Below are 16,094 nucleotides of genomic sequence, written 5' to 3' on the forward strand. Positions count from 1 at the left end.
AAACCGCGGTAAAGGTACCGCTTCTTGCGCCGTGGCCCATTTTCTTGGCTTGAAAGAGCGGGATTTTGCACGCTTCCCTGTGTCCCTACCAAGCTAATCCGTTCAGCAAAGGTTTCATTTGCGCACCACCTCTCCTCCCCCTACTGGTACACTTGGCTGAAGCAGAGGCCTTAGCGCAGTAAAAGGCACGAATATTCGGATTTCGCCTTGGGCGTAGGAAGCTATTTCATAGGGCCCATACACAAACACAGCACCCCCACTGGTCAGGTACACATTGTGGGTGACAGGTAAGGAGTTGGTAAACAACGCTTGAGACAACGGCTCGGCAGCAGTAAGACCTAGAGCTGGGCGAGCGTATTTCCCAAGCACCTTTTCGAGTTGAAGCTCTGAATCTGGCCGGAAGATATCAACAAAGCGCAGGGCACGGCCGGTGCGGGTGTCGTAGCTACACACCGACGTGGCGTAATTGCCGTGAGCACCACCCGAGTAGCTATAGTTGAAGAATCCTACACTTAACAGATTATCGGCATTCCACAGAACGTAGGTGCTCGTTTCTGCTTCATAGTTGAGGGTAGCAGCAGGCCGGTAGCTGGCAGTGTCAGCTTCTGCTGCTGCCAGCAAGGGGGTAACGTCCTCCTGGTAGTCTTTGAAAAAGGAGGATCGTTGTTGCTCCCATAGGGCCGCCAGGGCTGGCGCTGGCTTCTCGTCGGTAGTGTCGCCGCGCAGTCCGCGTACTACCGCAGCCGTGAGCTGTGGTGTAGCGGGGCCGCTCGTTGGGAGCAGAGCCAGCAGCCGGATACGACCAAAAAGGGAATCCTGGGGATGGGCTGGCCGCGCAGCAACTGAATCAACAAACGAATGAGCAACCAGGGAAACACTGGCCGGTGGCTGCACAAGCCGCAACACCAACGGTTGATTGCCTAAGGTGCCTACCAAGTTGTTGCCTTGACGACGCAGAAGCCACCGAGGACCCACAGAGCCCTCCCCTACCTTACCTGGACTTGTATGATGCAGTAAAAGGCTATCGGGAGTACTAGCACTTTGATTGCCCATCACTTCCCAGGGCTGCCCATCTGCGCCGGCATAAAAGCCTGCTAATCGGGCGGTGTATTCGCCGGGTTTGTTGGGAAAGCGCTGTAGGTGTAGGGTTACGCTATCGGTAGTGCCGGGCAACAGCGTGCGGTACTGGCGATACCACGCGCCAGCATTCGAGGTAGAGGCTTCCGAAGTAGCCTTTTTGGGAGCAACCGTAGATGTAGTAGCGGCTGGCTTGTCGGTACCGGAGTTGCAGGCGGCTAGTAGCAGGATTAAGCTGCCCAGCAGAGGGCCTTGCAGGGATGTAAGGGTGGAGCGGAGGTAACTCATCAGGCCAAAAGTAAGAGGTTTCTTCACCGCTGCTGGGCAACGTACAACATATTGGCATTAGCTCATCTGTGCACACCTGTCCGCGTAGAATATCACTGCTTTTAAGCACTACTGGATTTCCCTACTCACCTCCTCATACAACCTCATCATGAGCTATATCAAAGCAGGTACCGATGTTAACGGCAACGACGTAAAGCTGCACTATATTGACCAAGGCCAAGGTAGCCCCATCGTTCTTATCCACGGCTGGCCCGCTACCTATGAAATGTGGGAGTACCAACTTGCTGAACTCCCTAAACATGGCCATCGGGTTATTGCATACACTCGGCGTGGCTTCGGTAATTCGTCCAAAACTTGGGAGGGCAACGATTACGACACGCTTGCTGACGACTTAAACGCGGTGCTGGAAACGCTAGACCTGCAAGATGTAACGCTGGTAGGCTTTTCTATGGGTGGCGGCGAGGTAGCACGTTATATGAGCCGCTACAACGGAGCCCGCGTAAGCAAGGTAGCTTTCGTATCAGCCGTGACGCCTTTCCTGCTCAAAACCGACGACAACCCCGACGGTGCCGATAAATCAGTGTTCGATGATATGGTAGATGGCATCCGGAAAGACCGGTTTGACTTCCTCCAGTCATTTGGCAAGAAGTTCTTCGGGGTGGGCGTAATCAGCCACCCTGTCAGCCAGGCCACGCTAGATTGGATGCAGTCTATCTGCCAATTGGCCTCGCCCCGCGCCACGGAACAGTGCGTGTACGCCTTCGCCGCTACCGACTTCCGCCAGGACCTAGCAACCCTCAAAGTACCTACGCTAGTTATTCATGGTAGCAGCGACGATACCGTACCCGCCAAAGTGAGCGGCGAGCGGATGACGCAATATGTATCGCACGCTCAGTTTGTAGAATACAGCGGTGCACCCCACGGGTTGTTCGTAACGGAAAAAGAGCGCCTCAACCGCGACATTCTGGCCTTTGCAGCTGGCGGCACTGTAGAAGGAACCGCCGACCGTTACTAGCGCAGTATGCTTCCGCATGCCCTATAGAAAAGGCCCCGCGTACGATACGCGGGGCCTTTTTTGTGCCATGAATACGCACAAAAAAACCGGTTTGCCCGAGGGCAACCGGTTTTAGTGTAGGTATGCGTGCCAGTTTTCGTCGAGAGTGCCAGCGCTTAGCTTCAAGAAACCCGAAAGCGTAGGCTTTTTAGGTTGTTGGCGAATGGTAAGGCCAGCTTCTTGCGGGGTGCGGTGCCCTTTGGCGTGGTTGCACCGGGAGCAAGCGGTAAGTAAGTTACTCCAACTGGAGTCGCCTCCCCTGCTCCTGGGCAGCACGTGGTCGAGCGTTAAGTTTTTCGTCGAACCACAGTACTGGCACTCAAAATGGTCACGCTTCATGATGTTATGCCGGCTTAGGGCGATGCCTTTATAAGGCACGCGCACATAGCGCTGCAACCGGATGATGCTAGGCTTTGGAAAAGCCTTGCTCACACTGCGCAACACGCCATCCGACTTGGCAATCAGTTCGGCTTTCTCTAAAAACAGCAGCACAAAAGCTTTCTGCACGCTACACAGGGTAATAGCGGTGTAGTCGCCGTTCAACACAAGCACTTTTTGGTCCATACACGCTAAGAAAAAGGAATCTGGTCTGCCAGAAAGCTAGATGATTCTTAGCGTATTAACAACAGGCGTCGCGTTTAGATTCAGTTAGAATGCAAGACGTATAGGGCTGAACTTGGTGCTGCTAGCAGCGCCCGGTCAGCCTCCTGCTGGTGGACTGGTTCTAATCGACGAGAATGCGCTTAATAAGACGCAATTTATGGCTGTACTTCTGCTGGTTACGGTTGAAGATGCCGTTGTGGTCGAGGGGGTCAATGCGTACTTCCCCACTAGCATGCAGGATTTGTTGCTCTTCCAGCATGAGCCCCACATGCACAATACGCCCTTCGGCATTATCGAAGAAAGCCAAGTCGCCGGGGCGCGTTTGGCCTACGAAGTGCACAACCTGCCCAAGCTGGATTTGCTGGTGAGCATCGCGCGGAAGCTGCACGCCAATGAGCCCGTACAGCTGCTGCATCAGCCCCGAGCAGTCGATACCGAACAATGTTTTGCCGCCCCACAAGTACGGCGCCTTAAGGAAGGTAAGAGCCATTTTCTGCAGTAAGCGCAGGCGCTGGTCTACGGGGCCATGGGGCCCGTGTCCGTTGGCGGGATTTGTGGCGGCTCCATTGTAAAATAGCTGCCGCTCGCCCAGGCGCAGGGTCATGCCATCAAAGAATGGTAGGCGCGCGCCCAAGCTCACGGGCAGGCGTGTCTTCTCGTCGCTTACCATTTGCACTACGTCCAACGTACGCGGATGATCCTGCGCGAGCCACGCCTGCAAGTACTCGGCCGATACCGGCGTATGCTGCTTGAAGTCTATCCAGCCCACGTACTGATCGGCCGCGCCCCGTACCTGGTACCAGTTTCCTTGAACGAGTAGGATAGAATAACAGTCGCCGAAAAGTAACTGGGTAACAATTTCGGCCTTGTCGGAAGGCTCGGCGCGTACCGGCACTACGCTCAGGGCGCAGATTCCGTGTTCCAAAACAATGGGAAGGTGAAATGGTGACATGAGGAGCCATTGCTCGTCATGGGCAAACGAAAGGCTTTCCTCGCGCTTGCTCTCGTTATACTTGCACGAAGCTCCCGCTTAAAATGCAACTAGCCAAATATCTACCTAAAAACTCCTTTCGCAGGTAGGGCTAGTAGTCCCGGGCACGGTCCATCTCCCGCTTCTGATCTTTGGCCTTCAGGTCGTCGCGCTTGTCGAACAGCTTCTTGCCCTTGGCTAGGGCAATTTCCAGCTTGGCAAATCCCCGGTCGTTGACGAACATACGGATGGGAATAATAGTGAGGCCCTGCTCTTGGTTTTTGTTAGCCAGCTGTTTCAACTCCCGCTTAGTGAGTAGCAGCTTGCGGGCCCGGGTAGGCTCGTGGTTGTTGTATGTACCCTCGGTGTACTTGGCAATGGTTAGGTTGTGCACCCACAAGCTACCATCGGGGTGGAAGGAGCAAAAGCCGTCTTGGATCTGCACGCTGCCATCCCGAATGCTCTTAATTTCGGTGCCTTGTAGCATTATGCCCGCATCGTACTTTACAATGAACGCATATTCGTGACTAGCGCGACGGTTTAGAATATTGACGCGCTTGGGCGTATCGTCTTTTTGTTTGGCCATGGGAAAGAGCCGCGGTGAGAGCGGCGTAAGCAAGATTCGCAAATGCGAGGGGCAAGGTTGCGAAATCTACCTAAGTAAAGAAGGTAAGATGAAGCTATGCTAGCTTCAGGCGAGGGTCGGAGCTAACGAGCTGATCGGCAAAATCACCGGCCTGGTACTGAAACTCGGCGGTTTTGGCCACCATGCCCGCGTTGTCGGTGCAGTATTGGAAAGCGGGAATAAATACCGCCCAGCCTTGCACTACAGCCTCATCTTGCAACGCTTGGCGCAGACCACTATTGGCGGCTACTCCCCCGGCCAACGCTACTTGGGTAAGGCCTTGGTCGGCGGCAGCGCGGCGTAACTGACGCAAAAGTGTTTGGATAATGGTGTGCTGAATGCTGGCGCACAGGTCGGCCACGTTTTCCTGCACAAAGTTGGCGTTTTGGGCCGTTTCCTTCTTCAAGAAGTAGAGCACCGCCGTTTTCAGGCCACTGAAGCTAAAATCATAGCCGGGCATAGCTCCTACCGGAAATGGGAAGCGTGTAGGGTTACCCTGCCGAGCCAACGCATCGAGGTGGGGGCCACCGGGGTAGGGCAAGCCGAGCAGTTTGGCCGTTTTATCGAAGGCCTCACCGGCCGCGTCGTCAATGGTTTGGCCAATGATTTCCATATTCAAGGCGCTACGCACTACCACTAGCTGGGTATGGCCGCCGCTTACCGTCAGGCACAGGAAGGGAAATACGGGCCGGGGCTCTTCCACGAAATGAGCCAGAATATGGGCCCGCATATGGTTGACGGCAATCAGTGGCTTGCCCAAGGCGAGGGCCAACGTTTTGGCGAACATACCGCCTACCAGTAGGGAGCCCAGCAACCCCGGCCCCTGTGTGAAAGCCACCGCATCAAGTTGCTGTTTTGTGATGCCAGCTTTTTGCAGGGCGGCTTCTACCACCGGAATAAGATGCTGCTGGTGGGCGCGGGAAGCCAACTCAGGCACTACGCCCCCATATTGTTCGTGCACCTGCTGGGTTGCCACCACGTTGGAGCGGATTTCGCCCCCCATCAGCACAGCAGCCGAGGTGTCGTCGCAGGAAGATTCGATGGCCAGAATGGTAGGATGCATATGTTCAGTGAACCTAGTGAAGGAGCATCTGCGCTACTTCTCTAAAAAGGAAAAGATAACTGCGTGCCATTTCTTAGGCCTTCCTGGCGCGAGGAGAGCCGGTATTTATGGCTTGTTTTGACTGTAAAGGTCGGAGCAAAACACCAGATTGCCGACTACAGCGTTTTCTAGCTAACCCAAACGCCATCCTAAACGTTTTCGCGGGGCAGATGCGTAGGCAACGGTCGGGGTCAACCCTGTATCTTTGTTGCGACTCGCTCCTGGCTTCTCTCCCTCTTCCTGCCCGTGCCCCGGTTCCTATCCGTCATTCTTAAGGTTTTGTTTGCCCTGCTGGTGGTAGTGGTGCTGGCCGTGGCGGGAATTCTACTGGCCTTGCGGGTGCCAAGCGTGCAAACCTCGGTTGCGCAGCGGGCCGCCAGCATCCTCACCGAAAAGCTAGGACAGAAGGTTATTGTGAACCGGGTAGATATCCGTCCGTTTTCGCGGGTGCTACTGGAAGGCGTGCGAGTGCTAGACCGCCGCGGCAATGAGCTGTTCAATATTGGCCGGGCCGATGCCGACATCCGGCTGTTCTCCGTGTTTGACCCGTCCCACCTCCACGTGGGCAAGCTCACCCTGGAAGAGCCTCGCTTTGACTTGGTAACGTACAAGGATCAGCCCGACTCTACCTCCCTAGACCAGTTTATTAGGGCTGTGAAGCGCCTGATTGGCCCTTCCGACACAACCAAAGTCAGCAAGCCCTTCGACTTCAAAATTGAAGCTATTGCGCTGCGCAATGGCCGTTTCGTGTTGGAACGCCAGAATGTGCCGCGCATTCCGGAGTATGGGCGTACCATGGACTACGCCCACATGTACCTGGACAGCATCTATGCCGACGCTGACCAGCTATGGATTAAGGGCGACACGATTCACGCTAACATCAGCGGGCTGCGCACCGTGGATACCCCATCGGGCACGCGCCTGCGCGAACTGACCTCGAATATGACCTATTCGGGCAAGTTCTGGGAATTTGATAAGCTGATGCTACGCGTGCAGAACAGCCAGCTTAGCAACTACATTCGCTTCGAGTACGACCACTTCCTGAACTTCACCGACTTCAACGACTCGGTAAAGGTAATTGCCCGCCTCCAGCCCAGCCGGGTAAACTCCGACGACATTGCCAAGTTTGCGCCGCAGCCATTCATGCGCGACTTGAAAGAAACCGTTCTGATTTCGGGTGATGCCAAGGGGTACGTACGCAACTTCACTACCCGCAACCTAGATATTCAGTACGGCCGTGCTACCCGGGTGAGAGGCAACATCAACGTAGAAGGTCTTCCCAATATTAAGGAGAGCTTTGTGGAGATGCGCCTGCAGCCGTCAGTAGTAGATGGGCGCGATATTCGGCGCTACATTCCAGCTTCGGGGTGGCCCTACGTGCAACGCCTAGGTACGGTGAAGCTCCAAGGCCAGTTCCTGGGCTTCTACAACGACTTTGTAGCCAACGGCTCGTTCCAAACCGCGCTGGGCTCGGTGGTATCCGACGTGAACCTGAAGTTCAAGAACGACCCGCGCTACTCCAGCTACGAAGGCCAGGTGCGCACTACGGGCTTTCAGTTGGGACGCTTGCTGGGCGATGAGCGCACCGTGCGCGATGTGACCATGAACGGCAAGGTAGAAGGGGTAGGGTTTGACTTGCGCACGGCCCGCCTAACGGCCAATGCCACCGTGCAAAGCATTTGGCTGAACGGCTACCGCTACCGCAACATCACCACAAACGGGCGTTTTAGCCGGGAGTCTTTCACGGGTAAAATTGCTGCCAACGACCCAAGCTTACAGTTTGATGCGGACGGCACCATTGACGTAAACAAAGCGCGCCAAGCCTTCGATTTGCGCGCCCGTATTCGCCGGGCCGACTTGCGGGCCTTAGGACTCACCAAGCAGAGCGTAGTAGTTGCCACCACCGCCGACGTGAAGTTTCAGGGCTTGACTCTGGATGCCTTACTAGGGTATGCCCGCCTGCGCAACTCTCGGGTGAGCTACGCGGGCCGGGCCGTTCCCGTAGATACACTAGACATCATCAGCCGCTACCAAGCCGGGCAACGCCAAGTGTCCGTGCGCTCGGAAGTGCTGAATTTAGGGCTAGTGGGCAACTTTACGCCCAGCACGGTTATTCAGGACGTGACCACGCTTATCGAGGAGTATCGCCTCAACTTCCGTAGCAACGATGCTGCCATTGCCGCCTACTACCGGCGCAAGCGCCAGCGTACCCTTCCCGACTATCAGATTGCCCTGAACCTGTACCTGAAGCAGCCTAACCCCGTGCTGCACTTGTTCCTGCCGCAGCTCACGATATCGGACTCTACGCGCATTGATGGCTCTTTCCGAAATGGGCAGACTTCCATTTTTCAGCTTGGGGGTCACGTAAACGCCCTGCGCTACGATAGCGTGCAGGTAGTAAACAGCGACTTTGAACTTAACACCTCAAAGCTTCCCTACCAGCCCGAAGTCTTGGCCCAGGCCAGCGTAACCTCGGAGCGCCAGCGGGTACCAGGATTAGGGGCTACCGAGAAATTTTACGTGGAAGGCGTGTGGGACCAGGAGAAAATCAACTTCTCAACTTCATTGGCCCAAACGGGTACTACCAACCGCGCCCAGATCAACGGGGCCCTGGCCTTCCTCGAAAATGCCGTAAAAATCACCTTCCGCCAGTCTGGGGTGAATGTGCTGGGCAAGGACTGGACAATAGCGCCCAATAACTCTCTCCTAATTTCGGGGGGCGGCAAAGAGTTCGACTTCCAAAACGTTACGCTCAGCAACGGCAACCAAAGCATCAGCGCCCAGGGCTTCATTTCCCAGGATGATAACAAGCCCCTCGCCCTCACGGTGAAAGACTTTGAGCTTACCACTCTGAGCAGCCTAACGGGCGGGCAGAAGTTTGCGGGCCGAGTAAACGCGCTGGGTACCATTAGCGGGGTGTATGGTCAGCTGGTAGTTAACTCAACCCTACGCGTGGATTCGTTGCAGATGGACAACGTGCTCATTGGCAACGTGCAAGGCCGCGGCGATTGGGACAATACGGCCCGCCGCGTGGCTGTGAACCTCGACGTGGAGCGCGACAAGCAGCGGGTGGTAGCCGTAACGGGTACGTACACGCCGGGAGCCGAAACCCAACAACTAAACCTGATGGGCGTTCTTGACCAAGCGCCCGTTAAGCTGGCCGAGCCTTTTCTCAGCACCCTATTCCGCGACTTGGGGGGTACGGCAGTGGGCACCCTACGCCTCACGGGCAAGCTAAATGCGCCGGTGCTTACTGGCAACATTGACGTAACTGATGGGCAGCTGACCTTTATCTACCTCGGCACTACCTATACGTTCTCAGACCGAATTCGCTTCTTGGAGGATCGAATCGCGCTGCAAAACATCACCGTGCGTGACCCGCAAGGAAATAGTGGGGTGGTGAACGGCAGTATCTTCGAGCAGGGCTTTCAGGACATGCGGTTGGAGCTGAACGCGGCCTTCCGTAAGCTGCAAGTGCTCAACACCACCCGCAAAGACAACGAGCTATACTTTGGTCAGGCCTACGCCACCGGCACGGCCGTCGTGCGAGGCCCCGCCGACAACCTATTTGTGAACGTGACAGCGCGCAGCGAGGCAGGCACCCGAATTTCCTTGCCCTTTGATAATGCCGCTAAAGCTGAACAGGCCAAGTACATCAAGTTTGTGAACCGGAACCTGCCCGACACAGCCCGCGCCCGCCAGGCAGTAGAAGTAGCCGGTACCACCGACCTGTCGGGCATCCGCCTGAACATGAATCTGGACATCACGCCCGATGCTTACTTAGAGCTTCTCTTGGATGAAAGCACGGGTGATATCATCCGCGGGACGGCCACCGGACAGCTACGCCTGAACATTGATACCCGCGGCGACTTCAACATGTATGGGCAGGTAGAGATTGTGCGAGGAGCGTACAACTTTACGCTGCAAGGCTTGGTGAACAAGGAATTTGTGGTACGGCCCGGCGGCACGATTGCCTGGAATGGCGACCCACTAGCCGGCGAAATGAACGTAACGGCAACGTATACCCAGCGCACTTCCTTGGCCCCCATTCTGGCTACGAACACGGCGGTGGTACCCGTAACGGCGGTAATGAACCTGACGGGCCCCATCCTGCAGCCCATTATTCGTTTGAACCTGGAGTTCAATGATATTCCGTCGTCCTTGGAGGGCGATTTGGCTCCGTTCCTTTCTTCTCTGCGAAACGACGAGCAGGAGTTAAACCGCCAGGTATTCAGCCTAGTGGTATTTCGCCAGCTGACTCCAATAGGGTCTCTAGCCGTGACACGTTTGCAGGGTGAAAACAATGCGCTGGGCAACAGCCTTGGGCAGATTATTTCAACCCAGCTAGGCTTGCTCACGTCGCAGATTGACCCGAACCTGGAAATTAGCTTTAACCTGAACGGACTCACAGCCGAGGACTTGCAAGCCCTGCAATTGCGCCTTAGCTACTCATTTATGAATGGGCGCTTGCGCATTACCCGCGAAGGAAGCTTCGGTTCTACCTCGGCTAATGGTTCCAACCCCCAGCTCGCCAGTACGCAAACTTCCCTCATTGGCGACCTGAGCTTAGAATACTACCTGCGCCCCGATGGTAAGTTCCGGGCCAAGCTACGCTACGAAACCACCCCGCGCGACCTTACCGCTCTGGGCCAAGCCACTAACCAAGCACGGGCTGGTATTTCGGTGGTGCACACCGAGCAGTTTGATTCGTTCCGGGAGCTATTTGCCCGGCGCCGCCTCCGCCGCCGCGACCAGAACGCCCGCAAGGCCCGGGAATTGCAAATAGACGACGACCCCCGCACCAGTATGTAACTAGCGTGCGGTCGGCCCGGCAAGCTACCTGCCCCGTGCGCCTACCCACGCTATATATCACCCATTACCCCGCACCTAATGCAAACCCGACCGACCCGCAAGAAGAAACTAGGCAGCTACCCCCACACCATGGTAGTGTTTAGCATTACGCTGGCGCTGCTGGTAATTGGGTTGTTTGGGATGCTACTGATCCACGCCCAGAAGCTTTCAACGCTGGTAAAGGAAAACCTGGAAATGCAGGTATACCTAGACCGCAACTTGCCAGAAACGCAGCTTCTGCGCCTACAGCAGGACTTTTCGCGCAAGCCCTACATTGCCTACAAGGACCAGCAGCCGCAAGTGCGCTTTCTATCTAAGGAAGAGGGGGCCAAGCAGCTCATTGATCAGACGGGCGAAGACTTCCAGCAGTTTCTGGGCGACAACCCATTACGCGACGCCTACCTGCTTAAAATCAATGCCGACTACGGCGACGCTAAGAACCTGAGCCGCATTCGGGAAGAGTTGCGGCAGGAGCCGGGAGTATTTGAAGTAGAGTACGTGGAAAGCCTTATTACGTCCGTCAATAAGAACCTGCGCAATGTGAGCTTAGTACTGCTAGGCTTTGCGGTGGTGCTCACCTTCGTGGTAGTAGTTCTAATCAACAATACCATCAAGCTAGCTTTGTTTTCGCAACGCTTCCTGATCCGGTCTATGCAGTTGGTGGGGGCTACTCAGTCGTTTATTCAGTGGCCTTTTTTGCGGCGGGCCGTGTGGCAAGGTTTGGTCAGCGGCCTATTGGCTGGGTTGCTGTTGCTGGCTTTGCTGCAATACGCCTACCTGCAGCTAGAAGAGCTACGCTTGTTCCGCGATGAGCGCCTTATTGGGGCCTTGGTAGTGGCGCTGGTTATCCTGGGCATGGGCATTGGTTTCCTTAGTTCCTGGCGAGCAGTGCGCAAGTATTCGGGGATGTCGCTGGACGAGTTGTATTAATGAAATACCGGGTTGGTTGAATTTGCGTCAACCCTTGTTCGGAACCTTCCTACCTTTGCGCTATGGAACAGAACACCACTCCTCGCTTCGCCTTCGGGCCCCGCAACTACCGGCTTATGTTTATTGGGCTAGCGGTGTTAGCGGCTGGCTTCATCACCATGACGCTGGACAAAGAGGATTACGGCGAAGGATTTTTGGGCATCACCTTGGGCCCTATACTGCTAGCTATTGGCTTTCTAATTGAATTTTGGGCCATCATGGCTAAATCAACGGCGGCTCCTATTGCCCGCGACGTGGCTACGACAAGCACCGTTCCGTCGCAACCGGTGCCACCCGTTGCTACGCCCGCCGCTCCGCAAGCGCCTACTTACAAGCGCTAATCTGCCGCCTCTACCCACTCCACGCAGCACGTCATGCTGCGCTTGCTATAGCAGCTTCTGCCTGGCTAATCAATGAATTAGCAGTCACCAGAGCGGCTACCTAGCAAGCGCAGCATGACGTTCTACTGTATCGGTAGCTTTCTAATCAAGTCTACGTCTTACACGCCCCCTCAAGCTCCTCCTTATGTCGTATTGGCACGCGCTGCTACTCGCTATTGTTGAAGGCCTCACCGAGTTTCTCCCCGTTTCTAGCACGGGCCACATGATTATCGTGGCCAACTTGCTCGGTATTGGTCAGTTTGCCTTCACCGATACCTTCATCACGTCCATTCAGTTTGGTGCTATTCTGGCGGTAGTGGTTTTGTACTGGCGGCGTTTTCTGCAGAGCTTCGATTTCTATCTTAAGCTAGCGGCAGCCTTTATTCCCTTCGGCCTTCTGGGCTTCGTACTCAAGGACTACATTGAGGAACTCCTGAAAAGTGTAACGGTAGTAGCTGCTTCGCTGGTGGTAGGCGGTATTGTGCTGTTGTTCATCGACCGGTGGTTTTCGGGTGCCCGCAAGGAAGTGACTACCCCAAGCTTCCCGCAGGCCATCAAGATTGGCTTGTTTCAGTGCTTGGCCCTCGTTCCGGGCGTATCCCGCTCGGCGGCTACCATTGTGGGCGGACTATCCCAGGGTTTCGACCGGCGCTCGGCCGCCGATTTTTCCTTTCTGCTGGCGGTACCCACCATGTTTGTTATCACGGCCTACCAACTGTATAAGACCTACAAAGTAGCCGCGCCCGGTGCCGAGGACATTAAGCTGCTGCTGTTTGGCAACGTGGTAGCCTTTATTGTGGCGCTGTTGGCCGTGAAGTCTTTCGTAGATTTTGTGTCACGTTATGGCTTTCGTGCGTTTGGGCTCTACCGTATTGTGGTAGGCATTGTTATTCTGGTAATGATTGCGCTGGGCATTCCGCTCCAGATTATTTAACCTTCTGTATGAGCGACGCACAACAACCGGCCGCTACTCCTCGCTTCAATTTTGAAGAAGGGGAAGTGTTACTTCTCAACAAGCCTCTGACCTGGACTTCCTTTGACGCAGTGCGCAAGGTGAAGAATACGCTGCGCATCAAGAAAATTGGGCACGCCGGCACCCTCGACCCCTTGGCCACTGGCTTGCTGATTTTGTGCACAGGCAAGAAAACCAAGCAGATTGATCAGATTCAGGCCCAGGAGAAGGAATACACGGGCACCTTCCGCCTAGGTCAAACTACTCCAAGCTTCGACCTAGAAACGCCCGTGGATAGCGAGCTGCCCTACCAGCACCTTTCAGAGGCTGACCTGCTTGCGGCGCTTCCCCAGTTCATGGGCCTCATTGAGCAAACGCCCCCGCTATTTTCGGCGGTAAAGGTGAACGGCGAGCGAGCGTACGAAGTAGCACGACGCGGCGACGCGGCCGAAATTAAGAGCAAACAAGTCACCATTACCACGTTTGAGCTTACGCGCGTTGCCCTGCCCGAAGTAGACTTTCGGGTGGTGTGTTCTAAGGGCACCTATATCCGGAGCCTTGCTCGCGACTTTGGCGCCGCTCTTGGGGTAGGGGCGCACCTGACCAAGCTAGTGCGCACGCGCATTGGCGAGTACAAGCTCACAGACTCCCTAACCATTGATGACATTCAGGCTTTGCGGCCGCCCCGCCCGGAAGGTGAAACAGACCGTCCGCCGCGCCCGCGGCGGGAACGGCAGCCCGAGCGCCGCGCCGGCTTGGAGTACTACCACGCTAGCACTACTGCCCCCGGCGCAGAAGGCGCCGCCCCAGAGCCAGCTTCGTGAGGCACCCAAACGATTGGCTGCCCTATCCTATTGATTTTAGAAGTACGTATAAGGCACGGAGCACCGCTTCGTGCCTTTTTTGCGGTTTGTACTGCATCTTTGTCCCAGCTTCATTTTTACCACCTCATCTTCACACCTGATGCACGTTTTTCGGGACCCCGCGCAGTTTCCGCACTTGGGCAATGCCGTTGTTACGACGGGCACTTTTGATGGGGTGCACCTAGGACACCAGCAGATTTTGCGCCGCCTCTGCGAGGCAGCCAGGCAGAGCGGAGGTCCCAGCGTAGTTATCACCTACTGGCCTCACCCCCGCCTAGTGCTGGCCCCCCCGCTTTCTCACCCCGAGCCCCTAGACCTTCACTTGCTCAATACCCTGGATGAGCGAATTGAGAAGCTAGCCGAGTTTGGCGTAGATTACCTGCTTATCGTACCCTTTACCCGGGAGCTAGCCAGCTGGACATCGGAAGAATACATCCAAACTATTCTGCTGCGTACGGTGGGCACCAGGACCCTCGTTATCGGCTACGACCACCGCTTTGGCAAAAACCGCGAGGGTGGCTTCGATTACCTCAGCCAACACTCCGGCCGCTACGGTATGCAAGTGGAAGAAATTCCGCGGGAGGATGTAGATGCCGTAGGTGTAAGCAGTACCCGCATCCGTAAGGCCCTGGAAGCTGGCGACGTAGCCACCGCCAACCGCCATTTGGGCTACAGCTACCCGCTGACGGGCACGGTAGTGAAAGGCCGCCAACTAGGTCGTACCATTGGCTGGCCTACGGCCAACATTCAATGTGCGGAAGCGCTGAAGCTGATTCCTGCCCGGGGAGTGTATGCCGTAATGGCTACCACAGCGGCCGGCACTCACCATGCAGCCATGCTTAACATTGGCGTGCGCCCTACCGTAGGTGGCAACTTGGCCCAAACTGTAGAAGCGCACCTGCTCGACTTTGATGGCGACCTGTACGACCAGCTGCTCACGGTGCAGTTTGTGGCCCGCCTACGCGACGAGCAGAAGTTTGAGGGCCTGGATGCTCTGAAGGCTCAGCTTTTTCAGGACGCCGAAGATGCCCGCCGACACTTGCTAGGCGGCTAGGCCCCGGCAACGGTCTTCGTCGTTGGCGGCGCTTCTCCAGGCCTCGTACTTTTTGCTTCATGGTAGCTTCCATACTGCGCATACGCTTCCTGGTGCTTGCTTTGCTGATGGGGGCAGGAAGCTACCAGGCCCACGGACAAGGAACCCTGAGCGGCATCGTGCGCGACTCCCTCACGCGGGAACCGCTGGAGCTAGCCAGTATCTTTCTGGCCAGCACCACCTACGGCGCCAGCACCAACGACAAGGGCCAGTTCAGTGTTCGGAATGTACCGGCTGGGCAGTACGACCTCATTATTTCCTACCTGGGCTATTCGCTCTACAAGCGCACCATCACGGTGGGCAACGGCCCGCAAACGCTGGATTTGCAGCTAAAACCTTCAACTCAGCACCTCCAAGAGGTAGTCGTGCGGCCCGGCTCAAACCGCCCCGGCGACTACGAAAAGTTTGCCGAAACCTTCTTGGGCCGCACTGTTTTCTCGCGCCAGTGCCGAATTCGCAACCCCAAGGCCGTGTACGTGCAGTACAACGCGGACAGGAATGAGCTAACGGCCAGCAGCCCTACGTTCCTGCAAGTCGACAACGCAGCGCTGGGCTACCGCATCAAGTACTACAGTCTGGAGTTTACGCTCAATTTTCGGGAGCAGTACATGTCGTTCTACGGATGGCCGGTATTCCAGGAAATGAAGCCCCGCAACGAACGACAGCGCCAGCAGTGGCTGCAGAACCGGCAGCGGGCCTACCGGGGTTCCTTGCCTCATTTTCTGCGGAGCGTGTACCTGAACCAGGTAGCCGCCGAGGGTTTTCTGGTTCAAAAGATGCGCGTCGTTCCCAACCCCCGCTTTCCCCGGGCCGACAGCCTGGCGAAAGCCCTACGCCAGGCGCGGCACAACCAGCCTTTCTCCCCCGCCGACCAGGACTCCATAGCTCGTTGGACGAAAGTCCCGCGGGCCTTTTCGCTACTATACACGGCCCCACGCCCCATCGACAGCCTGCGAGAAACGGACTCTGGTAGGGTATGGCTTCGGTTCCGTGATTATGTACAGATAACGTATCGGCATGAGGCCCCCGACCCCAACTATCAGCCCGTGCGGCCTGTAGGTGCTCCTTCTCTGCCCGCACCTACCCAGCAGGTTTCTACCCTAATGCTGCACCCACTGCGGGCTGAGGTACAAGCCAACGGGCAATTGCTAGAACCACTGGCCGTTTTCACGGACGGGTACTGGGGGTTCGAGAAAATGGGTGAATTTTTACCCACTGATTATCTTCCGCCCACTTCGGCGGCACCTGTTCGCTAACCATCCTTTTC

13 protein-coding genes are annotated in these 16,094 nt (G+C 56.0%); 8 read left to right on the forward strand and 5 right to left on the reverse strand.

Annotated features, from left to right (window positions below; all coding sequences use genetic code 11):
* Positions 1 to 114 precede the first annotated feature (114 nt).
* Positions 115 to 1,365, reverse strand: a complete 1,251-nt coding sequence (locus CHB83_RS04470; RefSeq protein WP_089331822.1) for a DUF3298 and DUF4163 domain-containing protein — start codon at positions 1,363 to 1,365, stop codon at positions 115 to 117.
* Positions 1,366 to 1,513: 148 nt separating this feature from the next.
* Here CHB83_RS04470 and CHB83_RS04475 point away from each other — a divergent pair, with 148 nt between their 5' ends.
* On the forward strand, positions 1,514 to 2,380 hold the full coding sequence (locus CHB83_RS04475; RefSeq protein WP_045688517.1) for an alpha/beta fold hydrolase: 867 nt from the start codon (positions 1,514 to 1,516) through the stop codon (positions 2,378 to 2,380).
* A gap of 111 nt (positions 2,381 to 2,491) precedes the next feature.
* Here CHB83_RS04475 and CHB83_RS04480 read toward each other — a convergent pair whose 3' ends face one another.
* The 4 genes from CHB83_RS04480 to tsaD form a co-directional block, all read right to left on the reverse strand.
* The gene (locus CHB83_RS04480; protein WP_045688518.1) at positions 2,492 to 2,983 is read right to left on the reverse strand and encodes an HNH endonuclease; all 492 of its coding nucleotides are present in this window, start codon (positions 2,981 to 2,983) and stop codon (positions 2,492 to 2,494) included.
* Positions 2,984 to 3,143: 160 nt separating this feature from the next.
* Complete coding sequence (locus CHB83_RS04485) at positions 3,144 to 3,947, reverse strand: C40 family peptidase (protein ID WP_236704940.1); 804 nt, start codon at positions 3,945 to 3,947, stop codon at positions 3,144 to 3,146.
* A 157-nt stretch (positions 3,948 to 4,104) separates the two neighbouring features.
* Positions 4,105 to 4,578: an SsrA-binding protein SmpB gene (smpB, locus tag CHB83_RS04490; protein WP_045688520.1), complete on the reverse strand. Its 474-nt coding sequence runs from the start codon at positions 4,576 to 4,578 to the stop codon at positions 4,105 to 4,107.
* Positions 4,579 to 4,672: 94 nt separating this feature from the next.
* A complete protein-coding gene (gene tsaD, locus CHB83_RS04495) occupies positions 4,673 to 5,680 on the reverse strand; it encodes a tRNA (adenosine(37)-N6)-threonylcarbamoyltransferase complex transferase subunit TsaD (protein WP_045688521.1) in 1,008 nt (335 codons plus the stop codon).
* A gap of 285 nt (positions 5,681 to 5,965) precedes the next feature.
* On the opposite strand from tsaD, the gene CHB83_RS04500 reads away from it, so the two are divergent.
* The 7 genes from CHB83_RS04500 (at position 5,966) to CHB83_RS04530 (ending at position 16,083) form a co-directional block, all read left to right on the forward strand.
* Positions 5,966 to 10,531, forward strand: coding sequence for a translocation/assembly module TamB domain-containing protein (locus tag CHB83_RS04500; protein WP_089331823.1), 4,566 nt, complete (start codon positions 5,966 to 5,968; stop codon positions 10,529 to 10,531).
* 78 nt (positions 10,532 to 10,609) lie between these two features.
* Positions 10,610 to 11,500 carry a cell division protein FtsX gene (locus CHB83_RS04505; protein ID WP_045688524.1) on the forward strand — a complete coding sequence of 297 codons (891 nt, stop codon included), beginning with the start codon at positions 10,610 to 10,612 and terminating at the stop codon, positions 11,498 to 11,500.
* Positions 11,501 to 11,562: 62 nt separating this feature from the next.
* A complete protein-coding gene (locus CHB83_RS04510) occupies positions 11,563 to 11,880 on the forward strand; it encodes a DUF3098 domain-containing protein (RefSeq protein ID WP_089331824.1) in 318 nt (105 codons plus the stop codon).
* A gap of 184 nt (positions 11,881 to 12,064) precedes the next feature.
* Entirely contained in the window at positions 12,065 to 12,853 is a 789-nt protein-coding gene (locus tag CHB83_RS04515) for an undecaprenyl-diphosphate phosphatase (protein WP_089331825.1), read from the forward strand.
* Positions 12,854 to 12,861: 8 nt separating this feature from the next.
* Positions 12,862 to 13,695 carry a tRNA pseudouridine(55) synthase TruB gene (gene truB, locus CHB83_RS04520; RefSeq protein ID WP_089331826.1) on the forward strand — a complete coding sequence of 278 codons (834 nt, stop codon included), beginning with the start codon at positions 12,862 to 12,864 and terminating at the stop codon, positions 13,693 to 13,695.
* Between the two features lie 139 nt (positions 13,696 to 13,834).
* On the forward strand, positions 13,835 to 14,788 hold the full coding sequence (locus CHB83_RS04525; protein WP_055562392.1) for a bifunctional riboflavin kinase/FAD synthetase: 954 nt from the start codon (positions 13,835 to 13,837) through the stop codon (positions 14,786 to 14,788).
* A gap of 59 nt (positions 14,789 to 14,847) precedes the next feature.
* Entirely contained in the window at positions 14,848 to 16,083 is a 1,236-nt protein-coding gene (locus CHB83_RS04530) for a carboxypeptidase-like regulatory domain-containing protein (RefSeq protein ID WP_089331827.1), read from the forward strand.
* The last annotated feature ends 11 nt before the right edge of the window (positions 16,084 to 16,094 follow it).

Source organism: Hymenobacter mucosus (assembly GCF_900188255.1).
GTDB lineage: Bacteria > Bacteroidota > Bacteroidia > Cytophagales > Hymenobacteraceae > Hymenobacter > Hymenobacter mucosus.